At 45.0% G+C, this 25984-nt stretch carries 20 protein-coding genes; 5 read left to right on the top strand and 15 right to left on the bottom strand.

Going from position 1 to position 25984, the window contains the following annotated elements; translation table 11 throughout:
- The first annotated feature begins 101 nt into the window (after positions 1-101).
- The 5 genes from hrpA (at position 102) to D8S93_RS04395 (ending at position 7929) form a co-directional block, all read left to right on the top strand.
- The gene (hrpA, locus tag D8S93_RS04415) at positions 102-4088 is read left to right on the top strand and encodes an ATP-dependent RNA helicase HrpA (RefSeq protein ID WP_193621575.1); all 3987 of its coding nucleotides are present in this window, start codon (positions 102-104) and stop codon (positions 4086-4088) included.
- 182 nt (positions 4089-4270) lie between these two features.
- Complete coding sequence (locus D8S93_RS04410) at positions 4271-4750, top strand: outer membrane beta-barrel protein (protein WP_005394221.1); 480 nt, start codon at positions 4271-4273, stop codon at positions 4748-4750.
- A 199-nt stretch (positions 4751-4949) separates the two neighbouring features.
- Positions 4950-5465: an outer membrane beta-barrel protein gene (locus tag D8S93_RS04405; RefSeq protein ID WP_005394222.1), complete on the top strand. Its 516-nt coding sequence runs from the start codon at positions 4950-4952 to the stop codon at positions 5463-5465.
- Positions 5466-5837: 372 nt separating this feature from the next.
- The gene (locus D8S93_RS04400) at positions 5838-7418 is read left to right on the top strand and encodes a BCCT family transporter (protein WP_005394224.1); all 1581 of its coding nucleotides are present in this window, start codon (positions 5838-5840) and stop codon (positions 7416-7418) included.
- Between the two features lie 121 nt (positions 7419-7539).
- Positions 7540-7929: an ATP-binding protein gene (locus D8S93_RS04395; RefSeq protein ID WP_005394226.1), complete on the top strand. Its 390-nt coding sequence runs from the start codon at positions 7540-7542 to the stop codon at positions 7927-7929.
- Positions 7930-7949: 20 nt separating this feature from the next.
- On the opposite strand, the gene D8S93_RS04390 is transcribed toward D8S93_RS04395, so the two are convergent.
- From D8S93_RS04390 to D8S93_RS04320, 15 genes are all read right to left on the bottom strand, one after another.
- Positions 7950-8588: a sugar transferase gene (locus D8S93_RS04390; protein ID WP_005394228.1), complete on the bottom strand. Its 639-nt coding sequence runs from the start codon at positions 8586-8588 to the stop codon at positions 7950-7952.
- A gap of 10 nt (positions 8589-8598) precedes the next feature.
- A complete protein-coding gene (locus D8S93_RS04385; protein ID WP_005394229.1) occupies positions 8599-9786 on the bottom strand; it encodes a glycosyltransferase family 2 protein in 1188 nt (395 codons plus the stop codon).
- Complete coding sequence (locus D8S93_RS04380; RefSeq protein ID WP_152812177.1) at positions 9779-10897, bottom strand: glycosyltransferase; 1119 nt, start codon at positions 10895-10897, stop codon at positions 9779-9781. The genes D8S93_RS04385 and D8S93_RS04380 overlap by 8 nt, the downstream gene beginning before the upstream one ends.
- A 220-nt stretch (positions 10898-11117) precedes the next feature.
- Positions 11118-12551: a GumC family protein gene (locus D8S93_RS04375; protein ID WP_006742947.1), complete on the bottom strand. Its 1434-nt coding sequence runs from the start codon at positions 12549-12551 to the stop codon at positions 11118-11120.
- Positions 12548-13672, bottom strand: a complete 1125-nt coding sequence (locus D8S93_RS04370) for a glycosyltransferase (protein WP_152812175.1) — start codon at positions 13670-13672, stop codon at positions 12548-12550. Before D8S93_RS04370 ends, D8S93_RS04375 begins: the two co-directional genes overlap by 4 nt.
- A gap of 114 nt (positions 13673-13786) precedes the next feature.
- Positions 13787-15151, bottom strand: coding sequence for an O-antigen ligase family protein (locus D8S93_RS04365; RefSeq protein ID WP_193621574.1), 1365 nt, complete (start codon positions 15149-15151; stop codon positions 13787-13789).
- Complete coding sequence (locus D8S93_RS04360; RefSeq protein WP_193621573.1) at positions 15148-16578, bottom strand: lipopolysaccharide biosynthesis protein; 1431 nt, start codon at positions 16576-16578, stop codon at positions 15148-15150. The genes D8S93_RS04365 and D8S93_RS04360 overlap by 4 nt, the downstream gene beginning before the upstream one ends.
- Entirely contained in the window at positions 16571-17743 is a 1173-nt protein-coding gene (locus tag D8S93_RS04355) for a glycosyltransferase family 4 protein (RefSeq protein ID WP_006742943.1), read from the bottom strand. Before D8S93_RS04355 ends, D8S93_RS04360 begins: the two co-directional genes overlap by 8 nt.
- Before the next feature lie 11 nt (positions 17744-17754).
- Positions 17755-18939 carry a glycosyltransferase gene (locus tag D8S93_RS04350; protein WP_152812171.1) on the bottom strand — a complete coding sequence of 395 codons (1185 nt, stop codon included), beginning with the start codon at positions 18937-18939 and terminating at the stop codon, positions 17755-17757.
- Between the two features lie 155 nt (positions 18940-19094).
- Positions 19095-20165 carry a glycosyltransferase family 4 protein gene (locus D8S93_RS04345; RefSeq protein WP_152812170.1) on the bottom strand — a complete coding sequence of 357 codons (1071 nt, stop codon included), beginning with the start codon at positions 20163-20165 and terminating at the stop codon, positions 19095-19097.
- Positions 20140-21663 (bottom strand): sigma-54-dependent transcriptional regulator, encoded by a 1524-nt coding sequence (locus tag D8S93_RS04340; RefSeq protein ID WP_152812167.1) that lies wholly within the window; start codon positions 21661-21663, stop codon positions 20140-20142. Before D8S93_RS04340 ends, D8S93_RS04345 begins: the two co-directional genes overlap by 26 nt.
- 276 nt (positions 21664-21939) lie before the next feature.
- Positions 21940-22320: an Hpt domain-containing protein gene (locus D8S93_RS04335; RefSeq protein WP_046875251.1), complete on the bottom strand. Its 381-nt coding sequence runs from the start codon at positions 22318-22320 to the stop codon at positions 21940-21942.
- 11 nt (positions 22321-22331) lie between these two features.
- A complete protein-coding gene (locus D8S93_RS04330) occupies positions 22332-23018 on the bottom strand; it encodes an AAA family ATPase (protein ID WP_047008761.1) in 687 nt (228 codons plus the stop codon).
- Positions 23018-25120, bottom strand: a complete 2103-nt coding sequence (locus tag D8S93_RS04325; protein WP_114322354.1) for an SLBB domain-containing protein — start codon at positions 25118-25120, stop codon at positions 23018-23020. The genes D8S93_RS04330 and D8S93_RS04325 overlap by 1 nt, the downstream gene beginning before the upstream one ends.
- A complete protein-coding gene (locus D8S93_RS04320) occupies positions 25117-25983 on the bottom strand; it encodes an OmpA family protein (RefSeq protein WP_152812165.1) in 867 nt (288 codons plus the stop codon). Before D8S93_RS04320 ends, D8S93_RS04325 begins: the two co-directional genes overlap by 4 nt.
- Between the last annotated feature and the right edge of the window lies 1 nt (position 25984).

Genomic DNA, 25984 nt, shown 5'->3' with positions numbered 1-25984 from the left:
GAACATGTTCGAAAAATTTGAATGTGGTTTCGGTTATCTTGTTGCAGATCTTGTGTGATACAATCCGCGCAGTTTTTGTAATGAAAAGAATAGGAAACGCTTTGACTTCGTCACAGCCCCCAAAAAAGAATCCCGCTGAAGAGCAAGCGACACCGTCAAATGGTGTGCAAAAGGCGACAGCGAAACAAGATAAAGCACCTCAGGCTCAAGTGAATAGCGCGGCGTCTCTACGTAAAGCGTTAAGCCAGTGCATGATGCGTGACCGCTTCCGTTTAAGTAAACGCATTTCTGGTGCGAGCAAAATTAAGAAAGATGCAGCACGTAATGCTGTGTTTGATGAAATTGCACTCGACATTGCCAAATCAATGATGGTTGCGGAACAACGCAGCAGCTACAAGCCAACGATTGAATATCCAGAAATTCTGCCCGTCAGCCAAAAGCGTGACGACATCGCTAAAGCGATCGAAGAAAACCAAGTGGTTATCGTCGCGGGTGAAACCGGTTCTGGTAAAACCACTCAGCTGCCAAAAATCTGCGCTGAGCTTGGTCGCGGTAAGTTCGGCCTGATTGGTCATACTCAGCCTCGTCGTCTTGCGGCGCGTTCGGTTGCGAACCGTATTGCCGAAGAGATGGAAACCAAACTGGGTGAGTTTGTTGGTTACAAGGTTCGATTCAACGATCAGATCTCTGAAAATACCCAAATCAAATTGATGACGGACGGTATCTTGTTGGCTGAAATTCAGCATGACCGTTTCTTGAATCAATACGACACCATTATTATCGATGAAGCGCACGAGCGCAGCCTTAACATCGATTTCATCTTGGGTTACTTGAAAGAGTTGCTACCACGCCGTCCTGATTTGAAAGTAATTATCACGTCGGCAACCATCGACCCAGAGCGTTTTTCAAAACACTTCAACAATGCACCAATTATTGAAGTGTCAGGTCGTACTTACCCAGTAGAAACCCGTTACCGCCCACTAAGCGGTGATGACGACAATGATCGTGACCAGCTTGAAGGCATCTTCGAAGCGGTAGATGAACTGTGCGATGAAGGTTTAGGTGACATCCTGATCTTCATGAACGGTGAGCGTGAAATTCGTGATACCGCAGATGCACTGTCTAAACGCAATCTGAAGAGCACCGAAATTGTGCCGCTTTACGCGCGTTTGTCGGCGGGCGAGCAGAACAAGATTTTCCAACCTCATGCCGGTCGCCGAATTGTACTGGCAACCAACGTGGCAGAAACCTCGCTAACTGTTCCTGGCATTAAGTACGTTATCGACCCGGGTACGGCGCGTATCAGTCGATACAGTTACCGTACTAAGGTTCAGCGTCTTCCAATCGAGCCAGTTTCTCAGGCGAGTGCGAACCAGCGTAAAGGTCGTTGTGGTCGTGTGGAAGAGGGTATCTGTATCCGTCTGTACTCAGAGGAAGATTTTGAGTCGCGCCCAGAGTTTACCGACCCCGAGATCCTGCGTACCAACCTAGCATCGGTTATCTTACAGATGACGGCACTTGGCTTGGGCGACATTCAAGCTTTCCCATTTGTGGAAGCGCCGGACAAACGTAACATCCAAGATGGTGTTCGTTTGCTGGAAGAGCTTGGCGCGATTAATTCTGAGGTAAAAGACCCGAAAAAACGCCTGACTTCCATCGGTCGCCAATTAGCTCGTTTGCCAATCGACCCACGCTTGGCGCGTATGGTTTTGGAAGCGCCAAAATATGGTGCGCTTAAAGAAGTGATGATCATTGCAGCAGCCTTGTCGATTCAAGATCCACGCGAGCGTCCTTCAGACAAACAACAATCATCAGATGATAAGCACCGTCGTTTCTTCCATGAAGAGTCGGACTTCCTGACGTTTGTGAATTTGTGGGAATACATACAAAAGCAGCAAAAAGCGTTGTCTAGCAACCAGTTCCGCAAACAGTGCAAGCAAGATTATTTGAACTACTTGCGCGTTCGCGAGTGGCAAGACGTGTACTTCCAAATTCACCAGTCGATGCGTGAAATGGAATTCAAACTGAACGATGAGCCTGCGTCTTACCATGGCGTACACAGTGCGATCTTGGTTGGTTTGTTGTCGCACATCGGTATGAAAGACCAAGAAAAGAATGAATATCAAGGCGCGCGCAATGCTCGTTTCCATATCTTCCCTGCATCGGGTCTATTTAAGAAACAACCTAAGTGGATAATGTCAGCCGAGTTGGTGGAAACCTCGAAACTTTGGGGCCGTATCATTGCCAAGATTCAGCCGGAGTGGATTGAGCCATTAGCCAAACACCTTATCAAGCGCAGTTACAGCGAACCGCATTGGTCGAAGAAACGCGCGGCGGTGATGGCGCACGAAAAAGTCATGCTTTACGGCGTGCCAATCGTACCGAAACGTTTGGTGAACTACGGCAGTATCGATCCGACCGTTAGCCGCGAAATCTTTATTCGTAGTGCATTGGTTGAAGGTGAGTGGGAAACCAAACACGCGTTCTTTAAACAAAACCGTAAGCTTCTGCAAGAAGTGGAAGAGCTTGAACACAAATCTCGTCGTCGTGACATCTTGGTGGATGATGATGAGCTGTTTGATTTCTATGACCAACGTGTTGGTACCGAAGTGGTGTCTGGTAAACATTTCGATACGTGGTGGAAAAAAGCATCGAAAGAAGATCCTGAACTGCTGAACTTTGAAAAAGAGATGCTGTTCAAGGGTGATGCTAGCCATGTGACCGATTTGGATTACCCGAACTTCTGGCATCAAAATGGTTTGAAGCTCAAGTTGAGTTACCAATTTGAACCGGGCGATGATAGTGACGGTGTCACAGTGCATTTGCCGTTGCCGATTTTAAACCAAGTTGAGCCAGCGGGCTTTGACTGGCAGATCCCTGGTCTGCGTCATGAGCTTATTGTTAGTTTGATTAAATCGCTGCCGAAGACGATTCGTAAGAACTTTGTACCTGCGCCGAACTATGCCGATGCATTCTTAGCACGCGTAACACCAATGGAAGCGCCGCTGCTAGACTCGCTAGAAAAAGAACTGCGCCGCATGACGGGTGTAGAAGTGTTGCGTGAAGACTGGAACTTGGAACAGGTGCCTGAACACTTGAAAGTCACGTTCCGAGCGGTTGATCATCGAAATCGCAAACTGAAGGAACATAAAGATCTTCACGAATTGAAAGAGAGCTTGAAAGACAAAGTTCAAGAAACGCTTTCCAAAGTGGCAGATGACGATATTGAACAGCAAGGTCTGCATACGTGGAGCTTCGGTGAATTGCCGAAAGTGTATCAACAAAAACGTGGTGGCTACGATGTAAAAGCGTATCCTGCACTTGTTGATAGCAAAGACAGCGTTGAAATCAAACTCTACGAAACGGAGTACGAGCAGATAACGGCAATGCGTGCTGGTCAGCGTCGTTTGATTTTGTTGAATGTGCCGTCTCCAATTAAATATTTGCACGCTAACTTACCGAACAAATCGAAGTTGGGTTTGTATTTTAACCCTTACGGCAAAGTGCTTGATCTGATCGATGACTGTATCGCCTGTGGTGTCGATAAGCTTATTGAAGAGCAGGGTGGCTTAGTTTGGGAGCCAGAGAAGTTCGAAGCGTTGAAAGAACACGTTCGTGCTGAACTGGGTGATACCGTCGTAGAGATCGCGAAACAGGTTGAGACTATTCTGACAACGGCGTTCAGCATCAATAAGAAGCTAAAAGGCAAAATCGACTTCACTATGGCGTTTGCTCTGTCAGATATCAAAGCACAAATTGAAGGCTTGATCTTCAAAGGCTTTGCGACGGAATGTGGCTGGAAACGCTTGCCGGATATTCTTCGCTACATGCGTGCGATAGAGCGTCGTATGGAGAAGTTGCCAATCGATCCAAACAAAGATCGTTTACATATGCTGAAGATTGAATCTGTGACTCAAGACTATAAAGAGTTGCTGAACAAGATCCCGAAAGGTGTGGCCATTCCTGAAAACGTAAAAGAAGTGCGTTGGATGATTGAAGAGCTTCGCGTGAGTTACTTTGCTCAACAATTAGGCACTCCTTATCCTGTTTCTGATAAACGAGTCAAAAACGCGATTGATGCTTGCTAATCAACCAGTAAAATAGCGTCAGATTTGCAATTATCGCGTATGAGGTTACTGGTACACTAATTGCTAGTAACTCAATAAGCGTTATTTTTTAGTTCTGGGAGGCAATGGTTCGCCTCCCTTTATTTGTAGTACCAACGACTGAGTTATGCAGACGTGGGAATAATAAAGAGTAAAGGTAGATGATGAAAAAAACTCTATTAGCAGTGGCGCTACTTGGCGCATCTTCTGCGGCAATGGCAGATTCTTGGATTTACGGTGGTGCAACAGTAGGTCAGTCTGACTACAAAGGTGAGACGGATACATCATACTCTGTTCACGTTGGTACAGGCATCCTACCTATCATTGGTATTGAAGCAGGTGTGACGCAACACGGTGAATTTAACGTAAATGGTCAAGACACTAAGCTAACGTCTTACTACGCAGCACTTAAGCCAAGCATCGACTTTGGTCCACTGCATGTGTATGCAAAAGGTGGCTTCCACCAGTGGGACAAAGAAGTGAAAGGCGGCAAAGACGATGACGATTTGGATCTAATGTACGGTGTAGGTGCTGAGTACTTCATTTTTGGTCCGATGTCTGTTGGTGCTAGCTACATGAACTACACGGCGGGTAAAGACGATATCGGCACGTTCTCTGTTAACGCAACACTGCATTTCCTATAAGCGTCTAGCTTTCTAACACCCATATGAAAAACACCGACTTTATGTCGGTGTTTTTTTGTCTGGAAGTCACAAAACAAAAGTTGAACATAAATTATTCACTTTTGGATCTTAAAATGCTCATGCTTTCCAATATATAGTGGCGATTAAATGCGCATATTTGCGTAATGTTTCGCTTAGGAATCGCTCAGGAAGGGATAGTATGAAAAAAACACTCTCGTTATTAGCTCTAACGTTGTGCTCAACATCAGCAATGGCTGACTCATGGATTTACGCTGGCGGTCAAATTGGTCAATCTGATATCGATAGCGAAAACGATACAACCTACGGTATTCATGTAGGTACTGGTATTTTGCCATTCATTGGCATTGAAGCAGGTTACTTTAATCACGGCAAGGTGGATTTATCACTGAGTGGCAGCAGGGGTAGTGCTGATTTTGATTCATTCTATTTAGCAGCGAAACCAAGCATCGACTTTGGGCCGCTTCATGTCTATGCCAAAGGTGGCATCAATGCATTCAATGTTGATTATGACGGCGGACTGAGAAATCTAGATAAAGATGATGGTGTCTCCTACATGTATGGTGTCGGTGCCGAATACTTCTTGCTCGATAATGTTTCTATTGGGGCAAGCTATCAAGCGTTTGGCGTGGATATTGACAGCGATAGTGACACCGTGAGCAGTGTGACGGGGAATATTACCTTCCATTTCCTATAATAATCAGTCTCTATGAAAACTTTACTGACTTGGTTTCATCGCTATCTTTGAAACCAAGTCAGTGTTACTTATCTCAATTTACGCGCCCATCAATGATAAAGCCACAGAGCGCAAGTATTTCCAGTGCTTTTCGAACGATCAAATTACGATAAAATCAATCGTTAGACCTCATAATTTTTGTGTTGATATTACTTTGTTCTCATCTGCCTTTAACTGAGCCAAAAATGCAATAAATGGCGATTTTTTGCAAAAATATGTGATTACTGCTAAACTTCGCCCCGCTTTAAAACTTTAGAGTTCAAATTAATGGAGGGCGGTATTGGAGTACTTCTCACCTGAGGGGCGTTTCAAATTCACGTTAAATTTGTATTTATGGATAATGCATTTAAAAAATATAGTATCGACACAACAGACTATCAGGTTGGACAGGACAACGTTCAAAAGTGGGGATTCGACATACATAACCCCGTTTTTGGCATCAGTGCGGGTCTCGTTGTTTTCTGTCTAATTTCACTTCTTCTTGTTGAGCCAACCACTGCTCGTGATGTATTAAACGGTCTGAAAAACGGAATTATCGAACAGTTTGATGCGTTCTTTATGTGGTCGACAAACTTCTTCTTATTATTCGCTGTTGCTCTTCTTTTTTCTCCGCTGGGTAAAATCCGCTTAGGTGGCAAAGAAGCAACGCCGGATCACTCAACCGTTTCTTGGTTGTCGATGCTCTTTGCTGCTGGTATGGGTATTGGCCTTCTGTTCTGGAGTGTGGCGGAGCCGACCGCGTACTTCACTGATTGGTGGGGAATGCCACTGAACGCAGTGCCATACACAGAAGAAGCGAAATCTCTCGCGATGGGTGCCACCATGTTCCACTGGGGTGTGCATGGTTGGAGTATTTACGCACTCGTTGCACTAGCACTTGCGTTTTTTGCTTTTAACAAGGGTTTACCGCTTTCATTGCGCGCGGCGTTTTATCCAATTTTTGGTGACCGAGCATGGGGTTGGTTAGGACATGTTATCGACATTCTTGCCGTTTTATCCACGCTGTTTGGTCTTGCAACGTCGCTGGGTCTCGGTGCTCAGCAGGCGACCAGTGGTATTAACCATGTCTTTGGTCTAGAAGGCGGCATTGGTACACAAATGATTGTGATCACCTTTGTTACCTTTATCGCGGTGCTATCAGTAATTCGTGGTATTGATGGTGGTGTTAAGCTACTGAGTAACGTCAATATGGTGGTTGCGTTTGCCCTGCTTATTTTCATTACCTTTATCACGTTTGATACGGCGTGGGGTTCGCTACGCGACACAACAATGGCTTACATTGAAAATATTATTCCGTTGAGCAACCCCCACGGTCGTGAAGATGAAACTTGGATGCACGGCTGGACGGTATTCTACTGGGCTTGGTGGGTATCTTGGTCACCGTTTGTTGGTATGTTTATCGCGCGTGTGTCTAAAGGTCGTACGGTTCGAGAATTCCTGTTCGCAGTGATCGTTATTCCTACTGTCGTTACCTTGATTTGGATGTCTGTATTCGGTGGTATCGCGCTTGACCAAGTGGTGAATAAAGTTGGTGAGCTAGGCGCAAATGGTCTAACTGATATTTCACTGACTCTGTTCCATGTTTACGATGCGCTTCCGTATAGCTCAGTGATTTCAATGCTTTCTATCGTGCTGATTCTGGTGTTCTTTATTACATCATCAGACTCTGGCTCACTGGTTATCGATAGTATCACTGCGGGTGGTAAGATTGATGCACCAATTCCACAGCGTATTTTCTGGGCTTGTATTGAAGGTGCAATTGCAGCTGTTATGCTTTGGGTTGGTGGTAAAGAAGCCTTGCAAGCATTGCAGTCCGGTGTGGTTGCAACGGGATTACCGTTTACCTTTGTTCTGTTGTTGATGTGTGTAAGCTTGGTTAAAGGGTTAAGAACCGAACTGTCAGCTTACAAATAAACACTATCCACTATTGAATTTAAATGCCGAGCCTAATGCGCTCGGCATTTTTTATTTCTACTTTTCTTTTTCAATAATTCCGTTACAGTTTGGGCTTATTCCCACCTCATTTAACAGCATTATGTCACTGGCTAAACTCATTCTTATTCGTGGACTTCCAGGTTCAGGTAAAACAACCTTAGCAAAGCAATTGGCGATAGAGCTTGGTGCTAAGCATTTTGAAGCTGACATGTATTTTGAAAATGATGAAGGTGATTATCACTTTAACCCAACTGAGTTACCCCAAGCGCATGAATGGTGTTTTCAGCAAACTCGAAAGTGGTTGAACAAAGGGAAAGTCGTGATTGTGAGTAATACGTTTGTTCGGCACTGGGAGATGAAGCGTTACTTGGACTACTGCGTGAAGAAGCGCATTGAGGTGGAAGTTAAAGTGTGTCGCGGCGCGTATCAAAGCATTCATGATGTGCCACCAGCGACCATCGAAAAGATGCGACGCCAGTGGCAAGAGTGATCGTTACCAGAATCGAGAAACTACTGGCCTCGTCCATCAATCATTACAACGAATGTTTTACTCATGATTGAAAGGTCCATTGAAATCCAAGAGTAGAACGAACCTAAGCTTAGTGCGTAACTGTGGTCAAAACCAACTTTACGTCTTACATCTTCAATGCATGCATCATAGCCTTGGTTAACTTGCGCTAGGCCTGTAATTCCTGGTAATACGCCATATGTGCGTTCTACAAAATAAGGGATTTCATCTTCCAACTTTTGGTAGAAAGCAGGGCGCTCTGGACGTGGCCCGATCATGGACATTTCACCTCTCAACACATTAAACAGCTGTGGTAGCTCATCTAAACGCGTCTTACGTAAAAAACGTCCTACTGGTGTGATTCGAGGATCATTTTCGGTTGCCCAAACTGCACCGGAGCGTTGCTCCGCATCAATATACATGGTGCGAAACTTCATGATTTGAAAAAGATCCATTTTTTCTGGTGTACAGCGACCAACACGCAGTTGACGATAGATCACTGGGCCTTTTGATGTGATTTTTATAGCTAGCGCGATAAATGGGAATAGTGGTGCAGTGACGAGCAAAATAAACATTGCAACCAGTACATCAAACGTTCTTTTCGCGTGGCATACATTTGAATCGTAGCGTGAGTTTTTCATGATGCTTTCCTTATTGGTTGACGCGTTTCCAACGTCCATTTTCCATTCCTAGCAAATACTTCATACCGCCGATGAAATTGGCGAGATGACCAATGACGATGTAGCTAATCAGTTTAAAAGGCTTGACTGTGTTAAGTGCAGGCACCAAGTAAGTGACAAGTGCGATACCATAAACACAGGCTTGAGCGAGCAGCATTATTTGAAACAGCGGGTTGTGTGCCAGTAGCAGTGAACAAACCAAGCAAACAATCATCAAATAGGGTGTTGCTAAGCGCAGAACCTTTCCCGATAGAAATGCAAAGGCAGTGCCACGATAGCGAGGTAGCAGTAATTTCTTTAATTGCATGAGCTGCTGCATGTTACCCGCTGAAATTCTTAGGCGTCGCTTGAAGTCTGCGTCGTCTGAGCTTTGTTCGAGTTCAAGAGCCAGCATGTTAGGTTCGTAGATAGCGTTATAGCCTCGCAAAACGATTCTCATAGGGAGAATAAAATCGTCATTGATGGTGCTGACTTCAAGTGGTTCAAATAGGTGGGTTCTGAATGTATAAAACGCACCGTGAGAGCCAATCGTTGAACCTAGCAAGGATTCTTGGTGCTTCACTCGAGACTGGTATTGCCAGTACGCTGCTTCACCTTGGTTATCGGTACTCATTATTTGATATGTCGCGTTAACCACTCCAACCTTCTCATTTTGATAATGCTGACTAGCTAGCAACAGAGAATCGCAAGAAATCAATGCCGATGTATCACTTAGTGCGGTAATGTCCGAGTTAACATGACGCATTTCTTCGTTGAGTAGGGCAACTTTACCGCGATTGACTTGGTGGTCATTAATGATGAACAGTGTATCGGAGCAGATTGCTTCTTGAATCGTTGCTTGAGCAATCTCGGCTGTGTTATCTGTGCAGCCATCACATGCGATCACCACTTTCAATTTATCTCTTGGGTAATCTAAGCTCGCAAGGTTGCGGATCTTTTCTGCTATCCATTGTTCTTCATTGTAGGCGGGCACGATGACAGTAATAGATGGTAACTGACTGTCTGTTTGAGAGGCTTTGTAAGCTCGCTCTACAAATGGTGCTGTGGTTTTTTGCTGTTTTAAAGGAAGCCATTTAAGTAGCAATGGATAACCAACATGATGATAGACAATCAAAAATGCGGATAAACCAAAACCTGTAATCCAAAGTAAATCATTCATAGCTAGCCTCCTTGGCCAAACGTGAGTAGCGACTCACCATGTCTCTGATATCAAAATGTTTGAGAATAAAAGTTCGAGGAGAACCATGGGTTGATTTCAATTGCAGCGACAAAGCTTCCGCCAAAGAGAATACTCGGTTGGCTTCAACCAATGTGCTGTTAATCGGGCAGAGCGTCTCTTTCACGCCACCAACATCGGTTGCGACACAAGGAATGTCACATGCTTGAGCTTCTAGTGTTGAGAGGGGGAAACCCTCTTGAAGCGACGGTAAACAAAATAAATCGAGGCTTTGGTAAAAGCTGGGCATATCATCGACCAAGCCTAAAAAGGTAACGCGATCCTCAAGTTTTAACGTTCTAACTTGTGCTTCCAATTGAGCTCTCTGAGAACCATCTCCAGCAATGGCTAGGTGTGTGTTTGGCGTAAGATGAGAGAGGGCTTCGATAAGCACTTTATGGCCTTTAACAGCTTCTAAACGTCCAGCTACTCCAATTACGGTTTTGTTGGCTGGAAGCCCAAACAAGTTTCTCTTGGTTGCTTGATTACCGCTTTGAAATTTCTGGCAATCGATTCCATTGTGAATGGTGCAGACTTTGCGGTAATTCAGTTTTGTCTGGATTTGTTCGGCGACAAAGTTCGCATCGGCAACCACATGTGGACGAATCATTTTTAGCAGTAGGGACTGCAGTCGAGCTGACTTTCTGTTATTCAGATGCCAGGCGTCGTGCTCAGTATGGATAATTACTGGCACCTGCGCTAAGCGTGCCGCAATCCCACCATATAAGAGTGGACCGATATGGTGAGTGTGGACCACATCAGGCTTAAGTCCTTTGAGCATGGAAGTCAGCGTACTTATGGTTGTCCCGCTGAATCCAGGTTTCTTATTGAGAAAGTGCAGTTGGCCTTGGTAGGCCGAGAGTTTTGACCAGCATTGCAGTGCTTGCGCTTTGCTTCCCTCTAAACTTACGACAAACACGGAATGATTCGGTTGCGCAAAACGAAGCATCTCTAATACGAGCGTTTCCAAACCGCCAGGAGCTAAGTGCTGCACGACGTGTAATATCACTTTTTTATTGCGTTGAGTGCTATTTTGTTTTTGTCTGAATTCCATTCTCAAACCCTCGTTGAGTTCTTTGTTTATTTAGGAATTGCAGACTGCGTGCCAATAAATTAAGTTTTTAAAAACATAAGGTTAATGGCAATGCATATGAAGGGCGATGTTTATTCTCAATTTGAGATTCATATTAGTGGAAACCTTACACGGAGTTAGAATAAGCACAAAAAGAAAAGCACTCGCTGAACGAGTGCTTGTAATGGAGTGTTAACGGCTGTTAGCTTCCGTATACCACTTTAGGTAGGGTGGTGATCACAGGAACGCCAAGATGCTTTTCTAATGCTCTTTTAGAGCGGATAGAGTTATCTGCTAACTCAAGTATCGTCGCTAATCCAATGCCCAAACCCGCGCCACCGATAAACCCTAAAATGACAAACACAAAACTAGGTAAGTTAGACGGAATGGTTGGTGTGAAAGGTTCATCAATGATTTTCACGCGTTTATTCTCTTCAAATACGCCAAGTGAACCAGTTAATTGAGCCATTTCATAACGCTCTACAAGGTCATCATACATTTCTCTTTTTACCGCGACATCACGAGCTAGGCGGTTAATTTCTGTTGCGGTGCTACCAAATCGATGTGCATTACTTTCTAACTCTTGAATCATTGTTCGTAAGCTATTGGTTTCTTCTGTGAGGGCTTCAAAGCGTCCGCGCATAATTTGCAGTTGGTGAAGCTGAGAGACCAGAAGAGGCTGAGCTTCTCCAAGACTGTTTACGGTGGTATTGCTTGCGATATCCCAAAGTTGGGCGCTGTTTAATTCCGGTTGTTTAGAGTTTAATAGTACTGAGCGCTCTTGCTCCAAGCGGTTTAACTCTCGTAGCTTGCCTTGAACCATGCTATGCGCCTCAGTGTACTTGGCGCGAAGCAAAGTGAGCTCACTACGAATGTCGATGATTTGTTCTTCAAGCTTACCGATAACCGGGTTGGTTTTAGAAAGCTGTTGGTCCAAACTACCTAGGCTTCGGGTAACACCAGCAAGCTCCGCTTCTTTTTCTGCCAAGGTTTGTTTAAGGCTTGCCAGACGAGTCAGGCTTTGTGCTTGCATTTCAGGCGTCGCGTGAGAGTAAGTATTCTTGTATTCCGCGAACGCTTGCTCTGCTTTATCCAACTCTTCTCTGCGTTTATTAATATGGATGGTTAAAAAGTGACTTGAATCTTTAATTGAAGATCGTTCAGGAGCTAAAAGCTGTTCGACAAAATGTTCGCTGACGGAGAGTAACATCGACTCCATGCCATTCGGTTTGCCACTTCGTAGTTGGATTTGAATGAAGTCCTTACCAAGCTGCTGAACAGACAAACGCGACGCGAGATCTTTAATGATGAACTCTTGCTCTTTGGCACTCATTTCGTCACTAATCAGCGCTTGTTCTTTGGCAACTGAGTACAAAACATGTCGGCTTTTTAGCAAGGTACTGAGTGCGCTCAATCGATCTTTCAGCATGGTTGAGACGGCAAGATCTTGAAGGAATGGGTTCATTTTCGCTGTCTCTTGGATAAGCATACTCGTATGAGCGACATAAGTCGTCGGAACCAGTTTACTTACGATGAAACCCAGCACAGGCAATACAAGCATAGGAATAACGATCATGTAGCGACGTCTCCAAGCTCCATGTAACAGTACACTGAGGTTTTCTCTTAAATCGTTCATAGCGCCCTCACTAATTTATCAACTTGGTTGGCTCTTGCTTCCCAGCTTTGCTGTTGAACAAATGACTTTGAATCTGTCGGTGGCGGTAGGAGGTGATCGAGACTGGCACGCACGTCTTCGACATCTTGAACCACATGGAGCATATGTTTGTAGGGCATTAATGCGGGAAAGGGTGTGCTGATAACAGGGGTTCCTGTTGCCAAGTACTCAAGAAGTTTAAGCGGATTACATGCCTTGATTTGAGCGTTATCAACAAAGGGCAACCAACTGGCATCCCAGTGTTGAGAGTAACGTGGCAGAGTGTGATGCGCTCTAGGGCCCAGGTAGTATATGTTGCTTCTTTGTGGAAGTGGATTATCACTGAACTCGTTGGGGCCGATGAACACGAGATCCCAGTCAGGCGCTTGGTCTGCGACTTGGGCAATTAAGTCGTAGTCTAACCATTCAGACAAACTGCCATAAAAGCCCAGCACTTTGCGACCATTATTAGGTAAATCTTCAGCCTTAGGTGCTGGCTCAGAAAACAGGCTAAAGTCGACACCGTGAGGTAAAGTGACGGTTTTACCAGATGGAAATTGAGTGGCGAGTTTGTCACTTGCTGTAAAAATCACATCAGCCGCGTTAACCAGTGTACGTTCATGCTTGGCAACCGTGTCGTGGTCAACACCAGCTAAAGCGCTAAAGTCATCGCCACAATAGTAAATTAGCCCACGTGAATTCATTTCCGCACAAACATCTGCGGCCGTCGGGAGCGATGTCCAAAATATAGGCTTATCAAAACCAAGAGCGTGTAACTGTTTATTGAGCTGGTATTTCATCATCTTAGCCGCTACTTTTCTTACCAGCGCAGAACTTGGAGCAGGAATAGTGAGTAGGTTAATGGTGTGAATATTTGGGTTTATTTCAGACTCTAACGTTGGCTTATGCGATCCAGCGTTATTAAACACACGAGTGAGCTTGTTTAACGCACGTTGCATGTCTTTAGCGGTCAGCCTAGGTTGACGCAGACCGATTGAGTTAACCCAAAGGATGCGGTGGCTCGTTGCTAGTCGTTTGACAATGTGTTGAGTGGAGGAGGGTAGCCCGCCAAAATCTTCTCCAAATACTACGATGTCTGTCATGTGGCTCTCCTTGAGTCTTCGTTATTTGATTACTAATCAGAGAGTAATCACAATACGTGCCAAGGATTTATTTGTTATAAAACAGGTAATTAGACTTTCTATTGGTATTTGAAATTAGGGTTTCTCATTTTGACAATCACTTTGAACGATTCGGCTAACGACAACCGTTAATGCTGCCAGAATGTAAATTGGCCAAGTGAAACCTTGAGTGAGGAAAGTACCTGATACGATGGTCCCGATAAGCCCACTTAAGACTGCGTTTGCTCCAACAGAGAGGGTGTAATCCGATGTTGGCGTCAGTAGTGAAATAGAATGCAAAGAGGTTCGAATCAATGACACAATCAATGTAATGAACACGGCGAGTCCAACAAACCCCGTTTCTGCTAATACGCCAAACCAAGTACTGTGTACGGCGTGATTGATGCCATCCCAGTGAGGGCTATAGAAATAGTAATTGAAGTAGAAATTATCAAGCCCAACCCCAGTTAACGGATGGTGGAGAGCCATTTTAAATGCGGCCTCCCACGCGTAAAGTCGTCCCATCGCAGAGGCATCTATACCATCCTCGGCTGCGCCACCCGATTCTCGCCCTGAGATACCAGCAAATGCGTAGAGTACGATGGCTGCTACGGCGCCTAGTACTAAGACTAACGTTTTGCTTTTGATGTGCTTAAAGGCAAAGTACGCAAATACCGATAGAGAGCCTAACAAGCCTCCGCGGCTTTGTGTCTCAATAATCGCAAAAAACAACACCAAACAGGTAACAAGTGCGAAGAGCCGGAGATGCTTAGGTGAACGTTTCTCCATTAACTGACTAACGGTAAAGGCGAGGGGAAACATTAATACCAGCGCCAAGTCGTTCGGATCGCCGAGTACTGAACCTATGGAGCGTCCAATCGATACGCGCGTCCCTTCGACTAAATCAATGCCATTCGCTGCGTTTTGTAATGCGACTAAACCAATCAACAATCCGGCGAAAATTATCGCTTTCGACATTTGTGCTAACTGAGCCGGTTTGGTAATAAGCCAGGTGATCGCCAATGTCATAATGATGATTTTCCAATAGGTACTTTTGAAAACTGTAATGGCAATGTCACGACTGGATGCAAAGACGATGCCGATGATCACCAACCCCCAAAATATGCACAGCCATTTTAATGAAGGGTGCCAAAAAGCAGTAAGCTGGCGACTTATTAAAAGGTGGAAAGCAAGTGCGGCCAGTGCCCCCAATGATAGTAGCAATGGGATCTTAAAGTTATAGATAACGGGAAACGCTTCATGAATACGAAAGAATGAAAAAATAACGAACAGCGTGACAAGCCAAAACGTTTGGTTGAGAACGAACAGTAAAGCCAGCGGGGCGAAACATAATGCGACAATCAAAATAGGGTGAGGCATAACAATCCAAAGCAGGCCGATACAGACGGTAATCGTCAGCGCTGCGATGGACTGCTTTCTTCTCACCTTGCTTTCAGTCATAACGAGTATCTCTTCACCTGTCCACGCCATTTCACCATGTATCGAGTGAGCGCATTTAGCGTCTCTTTACTCATATAGCGAGTGGCTATCCCTGCCAGCAAAGTGCATGTCAAAATGCAAATTGCGATGGCGATGCCTATTGATTGTGAGGAGTGAAGCAGGAACAGTGCCACACCGGAGATAATCTGCAGTAAAACCATCAGACTTAGGTGAAAAGGCAACGGCATGCATTGTTGGCCTACCACATAAGTAAGGCCAAGCTTACACAGTTGAGCGTAATAAAGCGCAATGAAAACTCCATAGATACCCAGGGACGATAGGCCAAACAGCAAAGCAATTGCAACGCATGCTGAGACGACATTAATACCCAGTAACCAGCGAGTACGACGCTTGTACAAAATGGAAATATTAATGAGCTCGCTCCACTCTTTTAGCATAGCGATAGGCAGTAAGAACAAGCTGAACAGTACCGCCTCATGATAGGTTTCTGGTAACAGGTAAGTGATCATCACCATTGCTAATGTGCCGACTGCAACACTTAAACCTGTAATGTAAATCATGCCTAGATGAGTGATGCGCACAGCTTCTGTACTCTTACGACCTTCTAGGTAATTAAATCGACGTGGCATCCACCACATACCAAATGGCTGAACTAAAATACACATGCCAACCGCAAATTTTACGGCTATCGCGTAAATCCCTAAGGTCGCAAGTGAGGCGTTCGCGCCGATGAACCAGCGTTCAGCGCCATTGAGACAAAACGCAACCAATCCAGCCATCATCATTGGCAGACAGTAATTTAGGTATTGTTTCGCCACTGTCATACTTGGCAGAGTCATGCTGTAGCGGTTAATGATGTGCAGCCAGACAAACTGAGTAATAGCAGCCAACAAGCCACCCCATAAAACAGAAATAACATGTGGGTGAACAGACAGCGCCGTGATGATGAAAATGACCTGAAAAACAGTGGTAGTCACCATGACGTTAAGTAGGGTTCTTGCTTTGTCGTCCTGTGTTCTCAACCAAGCTGTGCCGATTGCGATACTGCCTTCTAGAACGATAGCAAACATAACAATAGCAAACTCGACTCGCGTAAAAGGTGCAGGAATAGGCGCGAGCATAATGATAGCGAGTAGGCATAAAGCCACGATGCCAGCGATGAATAAAGCAAGTGAGTACAGCTGGTTTAGAAGGCTTGTGCGCGTATTTTGATCCTTTTCAACCCCGACGAATCGATACAGCGCTTCATGTAAAGCGAAACTGACGAATAAGGTTGTGACAACGCCAAAGGTGGTAAGCAGTTCAAGCTTGCCCATTTGTTCTGGTGAGAGAAAGTGGGGCAATACAGGCAGCATGATTAAGCTGATGCTTTTGTTTATCACTAACGCGATAGCGAACAGCGACATGTTGGTCATTGCTTTAGACATGGTCATATCCTTTGATGTATCGCGGTGTTTTGAGTTTACAATCGCCATTCGGTGCGGATTCTGCTGCAAGGTGCTGAGCGATTGGCAGATAACAACGTTCGGCCGTATAAAGTTGAGAAACGTTGAGTGCTTCGATACCCATTGTCACTTTCATCCATGGAGACTCATTCAAAAGGCGAATTGCGTTATGTAACGACGCCACATTGTTTGGTGTGTACTTGATGCAATTGCGGCCATGCGTCAATACGCGATCCCAGTAGCTATCATCATGTGGGATGACGATGCACATGCCTGCTGCGAGAGCTTCTAAAATGGATAATCCAAAAGGTTCGTTAACACTGGTGGAAACAAACACACCACACTGAGAGCGTAGGTCATCGAGGTTATCTGGGCATTCATGCCATTCAACACCTTTTGTGGTGAAGTCTGGTGTTGAATATTCCACACCTGCCACATTTGGTTTGATGTAACACACGGTAGATTTGATCTCTTTTGTCTTATCAAGTGTTAAAGCATCAAGAAAAAGATCGATGTTCTTCCATTTTAGTAAGCTGGCCGCCCAGAAGACGCGGTTTGAAATCGGATTTGCTTGTTTTGGCCAACGGTCTCTCGATAGTCCGTTAACAAACGTAGACGCATTCAAACCACACCAATAGCGTTCAGTGGCTGGCTTCTCTGTTTTGAGGTAGACCTGTAAGGCCTCTAGCATCGATTCTCGGGTGTTTGCCAAGTAATAAATTGCGGATGCTTTTACCAAGCAGTAGCCGGAAGATCTTGAACGACCAACTGGACCATGAACCATTTGTACCACAGGCTTTTTGCTGATTAATCTTAGTAAGTACAAAGGCATATCGTTACTTGGGCAAGATAGACCTAAAAAGCTATCTATCTTTGGTAGTTTCATGCACGCAAAAATCAGTTGGATAAAGTAATACGCGTTCATTAACCAGTAAGTGAGGCCATGAGTGGAGCTCAGTGGTGATGGTTTGATTTTGATAATCTGCACACGAGGCGTATCGCTAAGTAGTGACTCCCAATGCTCTGGATTCGTGGTCAGCAGATAACCAATTACGTTCAGTTTATCGCACTGTTTGAGGAGCTCTGCATTCGCAATTTTAGAACCACCTTGCATTGGGATGGCGTCGAACATTAATACACGTTTCATGACTGGCCTCCTCAATTGATGCTCAACCAGCGTGAAAGAGGCTTCATGCAGTGAGTCATTGGCATTGGTGTAATACTGTTGTTCTCAAGCTCACCTTCATAAATACGTTCAATGGCGCTTATGGATGCTGCAGTCGTGAGGTTTTGGCTAGCATGAAGATAGGCGTTTTCAGCTAGCTTGTTTCTTAGAGCTACATCTTGCATGACTTGTTGGATAGCGTTTAATAAGCCTGCCATTCCGCGATTCTGGTACAGTAGCGCAGAGTGATTATGCTCGAACAACTCAGGAATACCTCCCGTTTTAGGAGCCACGATAGGTAATTGGGCTAAAGCCGCTTCCCCTAATACGAGACCAAAGGCTTCCTCGTAGGCGCCGCTAATAAAAGCGTCTGCATTCCCAGACATCCATGCACCAGCATTGCTTTTTTCCCCGACAAAGTGGACTCTGTCTTGGATACCGAGATCCGAAGCAAGTTGTTGCAATGTTTCTCTTTCCTCGCCATCGCCAACGATAACAAGATGAGGATTATCGTGATGGTAATTGTGCATGCGCATAGCGCGAATAAGGCGGTCGAATCCTTTTCTTTTAATCAACGAACCTACCGAGAGAAAGGTAAATGCTTGTGGAGGTATTCCGAGGTGAGCCTTGATATCAATGGGCGTATCAGAGTCCAGAAGCGATACACCGTTGTGCACAACATAAAGTTGGTCTTCTGGGTAACCGTCCTGAATAATTTCACGGCCGACATCTTTACTAACGCAAATCAATTTTGGGGAGAGGTGTAGCCCAAGAGAGAAGCGATCTCGCAATGTATAGTGACAATGAAGTTGAGTGACAAGTGGGATGTGATTCATGCGTGCAGCCAAAGACATCCATTGACAAGGACCACCGCTATTAACGTGTACCAAGTCGATATTGTGTTTTTCGATCAGTGCTGAGCCCTGTTTGATAAGGCTATTCCATCCGCTAATATCCCAGCGAGGTGCACTCCAGCCACCAACGAGATTGAAAACAGAATGTTCCGCTTCAATTCCGAGCGATTGACACTTATCGATTAGTGGCTGGCAGTTTGACCACACGAATAGCTCAAACTTATCACGGTCAATCCCTGAGATGAGATCCAGAAGTACCACTTCACTGCCGCGAATCCAGTTATCACCATAATGAACATATAGAATGCGTTTTGGAGTAGTCATAAGTCACCTCTGTCTCATCATTAACTTGTGTTAACTGCTGAGTTGCAACAGAGATGCCAAAATATGCCATTAGTTTATGTGTTTGAATATTATTAGATATTTGTGCTTGGCCTTAAGGGGGTAAGCAATATTCTCATATTGAGAACCAATATGGCTTATTGCTCCGTTTCAATTTGATATTTTCGTAGCAATACAGGAATAACGTTTTGCGCCGAGAAATCATCAATAATGGTCTGCCGAGCGTTCTGACGAATGTGAGATTGCTGCACTTCATCAAGAGACATCCAATGTTTAAGGCATTGAGCGAGAGATGGGACGTCATCGACAATAAAGCCATTTTCGCCAGTTTGGATAATATCGGGCAAGCGACCCACGCGTAGGCTCATCACTACTATTCCTCTAGCCATTGCTTCAAGCGCCGCCATAGGCAGGCCTTCATAGCGAGAAGAAATAACAAGTACGCTAATGTTTTTCCAAACGGTCTCCATTTCAGTTTGATGACCGAAAAATATCACATTTGAAGGGGCAATGTGGGCGAGTGATTCTCTTTCGGGTCCATCACCGTAAACACTAAAATGCAATGTTGGGCAGAGCTTAGCCACTTCGATAAATTGGTCGGCACCTTTTTCTTGGCTCAATCGGCCGACGAAAGCGATTTCTTGATAGTTGAGATTACGATCGGGAATCGAAACAAAGTTATTCAGCAGTTCCGAAGGGAAAATGACTTTGCGCTGAATGCTTGGGCTGACGGAAAAGCAGTGGTTAGAGAGGTAGCCTGAACTTCTATCAAGCCAATCATAGAGCCACATTTTGCCCGAGGATGATTCTCCTGCATGATAAGTTGAAATCAAGCGAGGAAATGTGCGCGTGAGTAGCTTGGCACAGCGCGCTAAGATTGACGCTTTGTAACCGTGGGAGTGAATGACCGATGGTTGGTGATTGGCGACCGCGCTTGTTAGGTGTTTGATCTTTAATGCCTTATGTGGCTCACCAGACAAATGGTTCAAGTAACTCACAGGGATGGTGGATTCTTCTGCTTTCTCTACAATCTGTGCTGGTGGCGAGTACTCAGTCGTTAAGACAACACGTGCTTTGTGCCCAAATGTCATTAATCCACGAGCAAGCTCTATGACGTGACTTTCGATACCGCCAAACAGGCGGCTATCAAGAAAAATCCAAATTTCACCAACGTCAGGTTTCTCAAGATTGTTCGAGATTAATTTCATCCGCTTCCCACGCTTGTTTTTTTCGGTAAACCGTAGATGGGCTTAGCTCCAGCATTACGGCGGCATTGAGAACGTTGCCATCACAGTATGCGATTGCGTTTTGAATCGCCTCGCGTTCCACTTGCCACATAGGGCGAATGGTTCCATCAGAGTTAAAGTACGGCGAGGCAGCCGCTGAGGATTGTATGTTAGGTTCCGGTGTCGGTATTGACGGTTCTCTAGCGGGGGCCAACTGTTCCTCAACATACACAGGTTGGGATGTTATTGTTGGAGGGGGGGCTGGCTCTTGAGTTACATGTGCGGGAGTGGATGTTCTCACCGTTTTAGACTTTCTAGTCAGTTGAGCGGGTAGGTGATTCACCGTGACTTTTTCGTCATTATTAAGCACCACAATGTTACGTATGATGTTTTGTAATTGCCTTACATTACCCGGCCATTCGTAATGCTTGATGATATGTTGAGCTTCGCTGTCGATTGTTGAGAATTTCTTTTTGTCCTGTTTGGCATAAGTGGTCAAAAAGTGCTTGGCTAGCGTGACAATGTCACTTCCTCGCTCGCGTAGGGGGGGCATATCGATAGGTATTACGTGTACGCGGTAATACAAATCTTCACGAAAACGACCTTCTTCCACTTCTGTTAATGGATCTCGGTTGGTGGCACAAATGATTCGAACATCCACCTTCATCTCTCGAGTGCCGCCAAGCGGTGTGTAGGTTCCTGTTTGAAGAAAACGGAGCAACTTCTTTTGCATCTCAAGTTCCATTTCACACAGTTCATCGAGAAAAAGCGTACCACCGTGAGCCAGCGTCGCAGCACCTTTTCGGTCTGTTGTGGCTCCGGTAAATGCGCCTTTAACGTGGCCAAAGATCTCACTTTCCATTAAATCTCGTGGGATAGCCCCGCAGTTAATAGCAATAAAAGGCTTGTCTTTACGATCGCTCTGACGGTGCACGGCTTCAGCACAGACTTCTTTACCTGTGCCGCTTTCACCCACAATAAAGACACTAGCAGATGTTGGAGCAACGGCATCAATGGTTTTATATACCGCCTGCATTGGGAGACTTGAACCGATAAATCCGTGATAGTTATGGCGATCAAACTTGGACTGAATGTTTTCTACTAAATCTTCCAATTTGGCGCGTTTGAGGTGTAATGCAACAGAAGTTTTTAGGCGATCGGCGTTAATAGGTTTTTCTAAGAAATCTTCCGCACCTTTTTGAATTAGGTTAACGGCTAAGTCTACGCTGCCGTGCGCTGTAGCAATAATAACTGAGGTAGGAATGTCATTCTGGTTGATCCAATCCAACACGTCTTCACCAGACATATCGGGCAGTTTCAAATCGAGAATGATGAGCTGAGGTTTGCTTCTTTCAATAAATTGAATTGCTTCGCGACCTGTTTCGACATGAAAAATGTCATAAGGTTCGTCTTTGACATACTGCTTATAAAGTATGGCTAATGAAGTAGAGTCTTCTACCAGTAACACCCTTGGTCTCATAGTCCTATCCCAACGTAGTTCGTTTCACTTTTATGATTTTTGTCAGCACTATTATTTCTATTTGGCGTGATGAGCGAGTTATATGGCTTAGTGCTCTCTAGTGCTGAATATTCTCAATTTGAGAAAAGCGTTATCTAAGTATTAGCACAAGGTGGGAAATTTGCGAAAAATCCATACTTTTTAATTGATTAAGTTAAATTGTAAATGTCTTAGATGATATCGGCATCGCACTTTAATAAGTGCGATGATTCATAAGATAATTTATCATTGAAACTGTTACTCGAATCCTTGATCTTTTCGCTTTTCTAGCGCGTCAAAAGATTCATTTGCCAGCTGGGATAGAGACTCACAGAGAGCCAATGCTTCTAGTGTTTTCCCTTCCACACAATATTTCTCAATCATTCTTGCTTGTCTGGAAAGCGTTCTGTTACCTAAAGCAAGGGCAGAGCTGCCGAGTGTATGAACTTCGAACTCTAATGTTTGGAGGTCTTTCGCGCTTAATGCTTGCTCTATTTTCTCCATGCGCTCTCGTGACTCTTCAATATAGTGTTCAATCAGCGTAGGGATGATTTCGGCGCACGTATCTTTGATCATTTGCTGGAGAATGTGTTCATCCACCAATTCTTGTTCGATAGTCGGTGTGTTATTTGCAGTCATATTGGCGCTCCCTATAACATAAACAGTTCACTTTTCTTAATTTGTTGAGATATCTTTTCTTTCCACTTTTTGGGTAAAAAGCGTAGCTTGGAAACTTGGCGGATCAACTCATCTTTCAGGCTTGGTGTATGCTTCATGTTCAGCACGGAACCAATCAAATTCGCATCGCTAGCATCAAGTAGTTTTTTGGCTTGTTCGAGTTGGGTTGCCGTCGTAGAGCCATAATGTGCGACTAATAAGGTGGCATCACATACGCCCGCAATCACTTGAGGGGCAATATTGCTTCGGTTGACACTCAGAAGTGGAGATGTGTCTATCACGACGCGCTCGTACTGCGTTAACCACTCTGCAATATTGCGCTTCAGCATCGTCGGGTCTCGGTACGCCAATTGAGTGCTGGCGAGAGATGGAGCAGGGAGACCGACTAAGGTTTGATGCGTATTTTCTCTTGTGATCAGGTGGCCAACTTTTTCTGTATCATCAAACTCGTGAATGGTGCGATAAGCGGGCTTGAACAAGTTAAGATCCACATACAAAGTATTGTGTCCAGCTAAAACCAGACGCTCTGCTAGAGATGAAGCCACGGAAGTGACGCCGTCTTCAGACTTACAACCCACGACACAAATTGTTTTGTGGCCTTTCTGTTCACTCTGAAGATAAATTTGCTCAATCTCAGCGTGAGTGGCAGGAATAGTCATTACAACGCTCCTATTAACACGATGGTTGTGGTGATTTGTAAAATATCTCTTAATCCGGCTCTTGCTTTTTCAGCAAAGCTTTCGTCTTTATGTGGAATGTAAATAGTGTCGCCTGCACGGATGACTGGTAAATCATAAATGTTGGCGGTTTTGCTAAAGTTCACCAAATCAAATGTTCGAGCTTGGCCCTGACAGCAAGACATGTTGACCACACTGATTTTTTCAAGATACGCATTGTTTGTCGGGCCTCCTGCTTCGGCCAGCAAGTCAAGTACCGTCATGTTGTCATTAAATACATAGCGCCCAGGGTCTCTTACTTCACCTAATACACGCACGGTGGATTCTTTGGAGCGATCCAACCAGTTTTTGTTTTTTTCCGGAATGTAAATGGTATCGCCGGGACGAACGTGGGGCAGAATAGACTCATCGCCCGTTTCAAAGTACATCGACAAATTCAATTTACTCACTTTGGCATAGCCTAGGCCACGGTGCGTCACACGAATATTGTGAATATCGGCATCCATTGTTGGTCCATCGGCGGCAGATAAAATATCCAGAAAGTGCATCTCTTCGGTAAAGCGATAGCGGCCTGGTGCATTGATTTGACCGAAAACATATATCGAGGCATCAGAGCTTTGGCTTACCCATTGCGATTTGTTGTCTGATGGATCGTCAGGTAATGCATGGACTCTTACTACCGTACCAGCTGAAACTCGGGGCAGATTCGATGTTGGTGAGCCATCTAAAATGTATTGATCTAAATCGAACTGTGTCATTTGACCATTATTGGCGACTTCAATTTTGGTGGTGTCAGCTCTACGTGTTGGGCCGCCAACATGCGCAAGCAGATCAATTAAATCCATTTCGTCTGACCATTCAATACGTCCCGGGCGGACGACTTCTCCCATCACAGCGACCGCTCGACTTGGCGCCACTTTTAGCCATGACTTCTCGTTGAAATCGGTTTTCTCAGGCACGAAAATCGCGTCTCCAGGTCCGACATTCGGTGGTCTAACCGAAGACAGCCCCTCGGTATGCGCGGTTAGGTCGAATTTGATGACCTTACCATCGGCTTTTATGACACGAATTTGGCGAGATTCTGCATAGCGAGTAGGTCCGCCTGCATTGGCGAGAATATCCATGAAGCTAGCATCTTGCTTTCCTTCATACGCGCCAGGGTGGGCAACTTCACCCATGACATAAACCACATTTGCACCCGCTTTGATTTCTTCTTCCTGTTTTGGAACAAAAATGGTGGCACCCGGTAGGATTTCTGGTAGTAAGCTTTGATCACCCGTATCCAGATACTTTTTTAGATTAAACATGGTTGGGTTGTTATTTGTGATGACGCGAATTTGCTCAACACTGGCATATCGCGTTACGCCGCCAGCTCTCATCACGACATCAACGAGCGTGGTGTTCGGTTTGTAAGAGAATGAGCCGGGAGCATTCACTTCACCAAAGACTTTGATGGCACGAGCGGAGTCTGCGCTATCGCCTGAGTTCGCGAGTTTTGCTGCATCAAATTCTTGCTCAATATTCCCAACGAGTGGAGATGCTGGAACAAACAGTACATCCAGCGATTCCAATTTCGGGAGCTGGCTATTATCACCAGTATCAAGGAAACGTTTGTAGTCAAACTCGATGTTTTTGTCGCCGCGTTTAACGATCATTTTATCGAGCTGAGCACCAGCGCGAAGGCCTCCAGCTTCGTATACAAACATTTGAATGTTGGAACCTGAAGGTAAGGTATATTCCCCGGGTTTGACCACGTAGCCTTGGACTGACACTAATAACTGTTGTTGTTTGATAAAGACTCGAGCGTTGTTTACGTCACGATACACGGTTTTTAGCGTTTCAATAATCACGTCTTGGAGTTGTTGCTCATTATATCCAGCAACAAATACAGGGCCGACTTCTGGTAAGTTAATACGCCCACGGCGATCAACTTGAAACCCTTTGTTTAAAGACGCTTCTCCAGGTAGGTTAATCTGAATTAAATCGCCGACCTTAACAGTATTGTTTTCATCAGCTGACGAAGTAGGTACCCAAGCGACCAAGCACAAAAGAACTAAGGTGATAAATGGTTTCATCGTGTTCATAGCGTACCTCCTGCAGATAGATTGCGATTTACTGAGGTATCGCTATCTGAATTAGGGCTAATAACCTCGATGCTTACGCGGCGGTTGGTTAAACGCACGGCAGGTGTTTCACCTTCATAAAGCGGTAGGCTATCTCCCACAGATTTGGTGGTTACGCGTTCTGAAGTGATGCCAAATACAGTCAGGTAACGCTTCACTTGTTCTGCACGCGCTTGAGCGAGTTTCTGGTTGTAATCTGGTGCTCCAGTGACATCTGCATGCCCAGTCACCACAAGAGTTAGGTTAGGGTGGTCACGTAAAATGTAGGCAGCTTCTGCCAAATGTCCCATGTACTTTGGATTAATTTCTGCTGAATCGACAGCAAATTGATTATCAATATTGAGGAGTGCATAAATTTCAGCGACGACGTTCAAATCGCTACGCAATGCTTCAATATCATCGGGTGGCGTACAAGTGGTTTGGCTTAATACATAGTCGAGTTGCTGTTCAAGTTGGTTTAAACGTCGACGTTGAATCACCAGATCGTTAGATGCATCGAGTAGAAGTCCGCCTTCTAGCTCACGTGCGATTCTGTTTTGCTTCTCAAGCGCTTGCACTACTGCTGCAGGAAAGCACCAGCGTGCGCCTTCTTGAATCAACGCGTCTAGGTGTAGCTTGGTGAGTTGCCAATCAAACCTCAATCCATGCTCTGGACCTAACGGCTCATCGGGCATGACTGGGGAAAACTGATAATTTTCAATTGAAATATCTTGATAGTTTTCCGCCAAGCCACCTTTTCCGTGATCTGGGTAGTCAAACGACGAACAACCAAACATGCCGACAACAAGACCGCTTACTACATATCGTCGTATAAGATTTACCATG

This window comes from Vibrio sp. VGrn 2, from assembly GCF_009361695.1.
GTDB lineage: Bacteria > Pseudomonadota > Gammaproteobacteria > Enterobacterales > Vibrionaceae > Vibrio > Vibrio diabolicus.
Note: the sequence above shows the minus strand (reverse complement) of the source record. Positions and strands in the feature narration are given on the sequence as shown.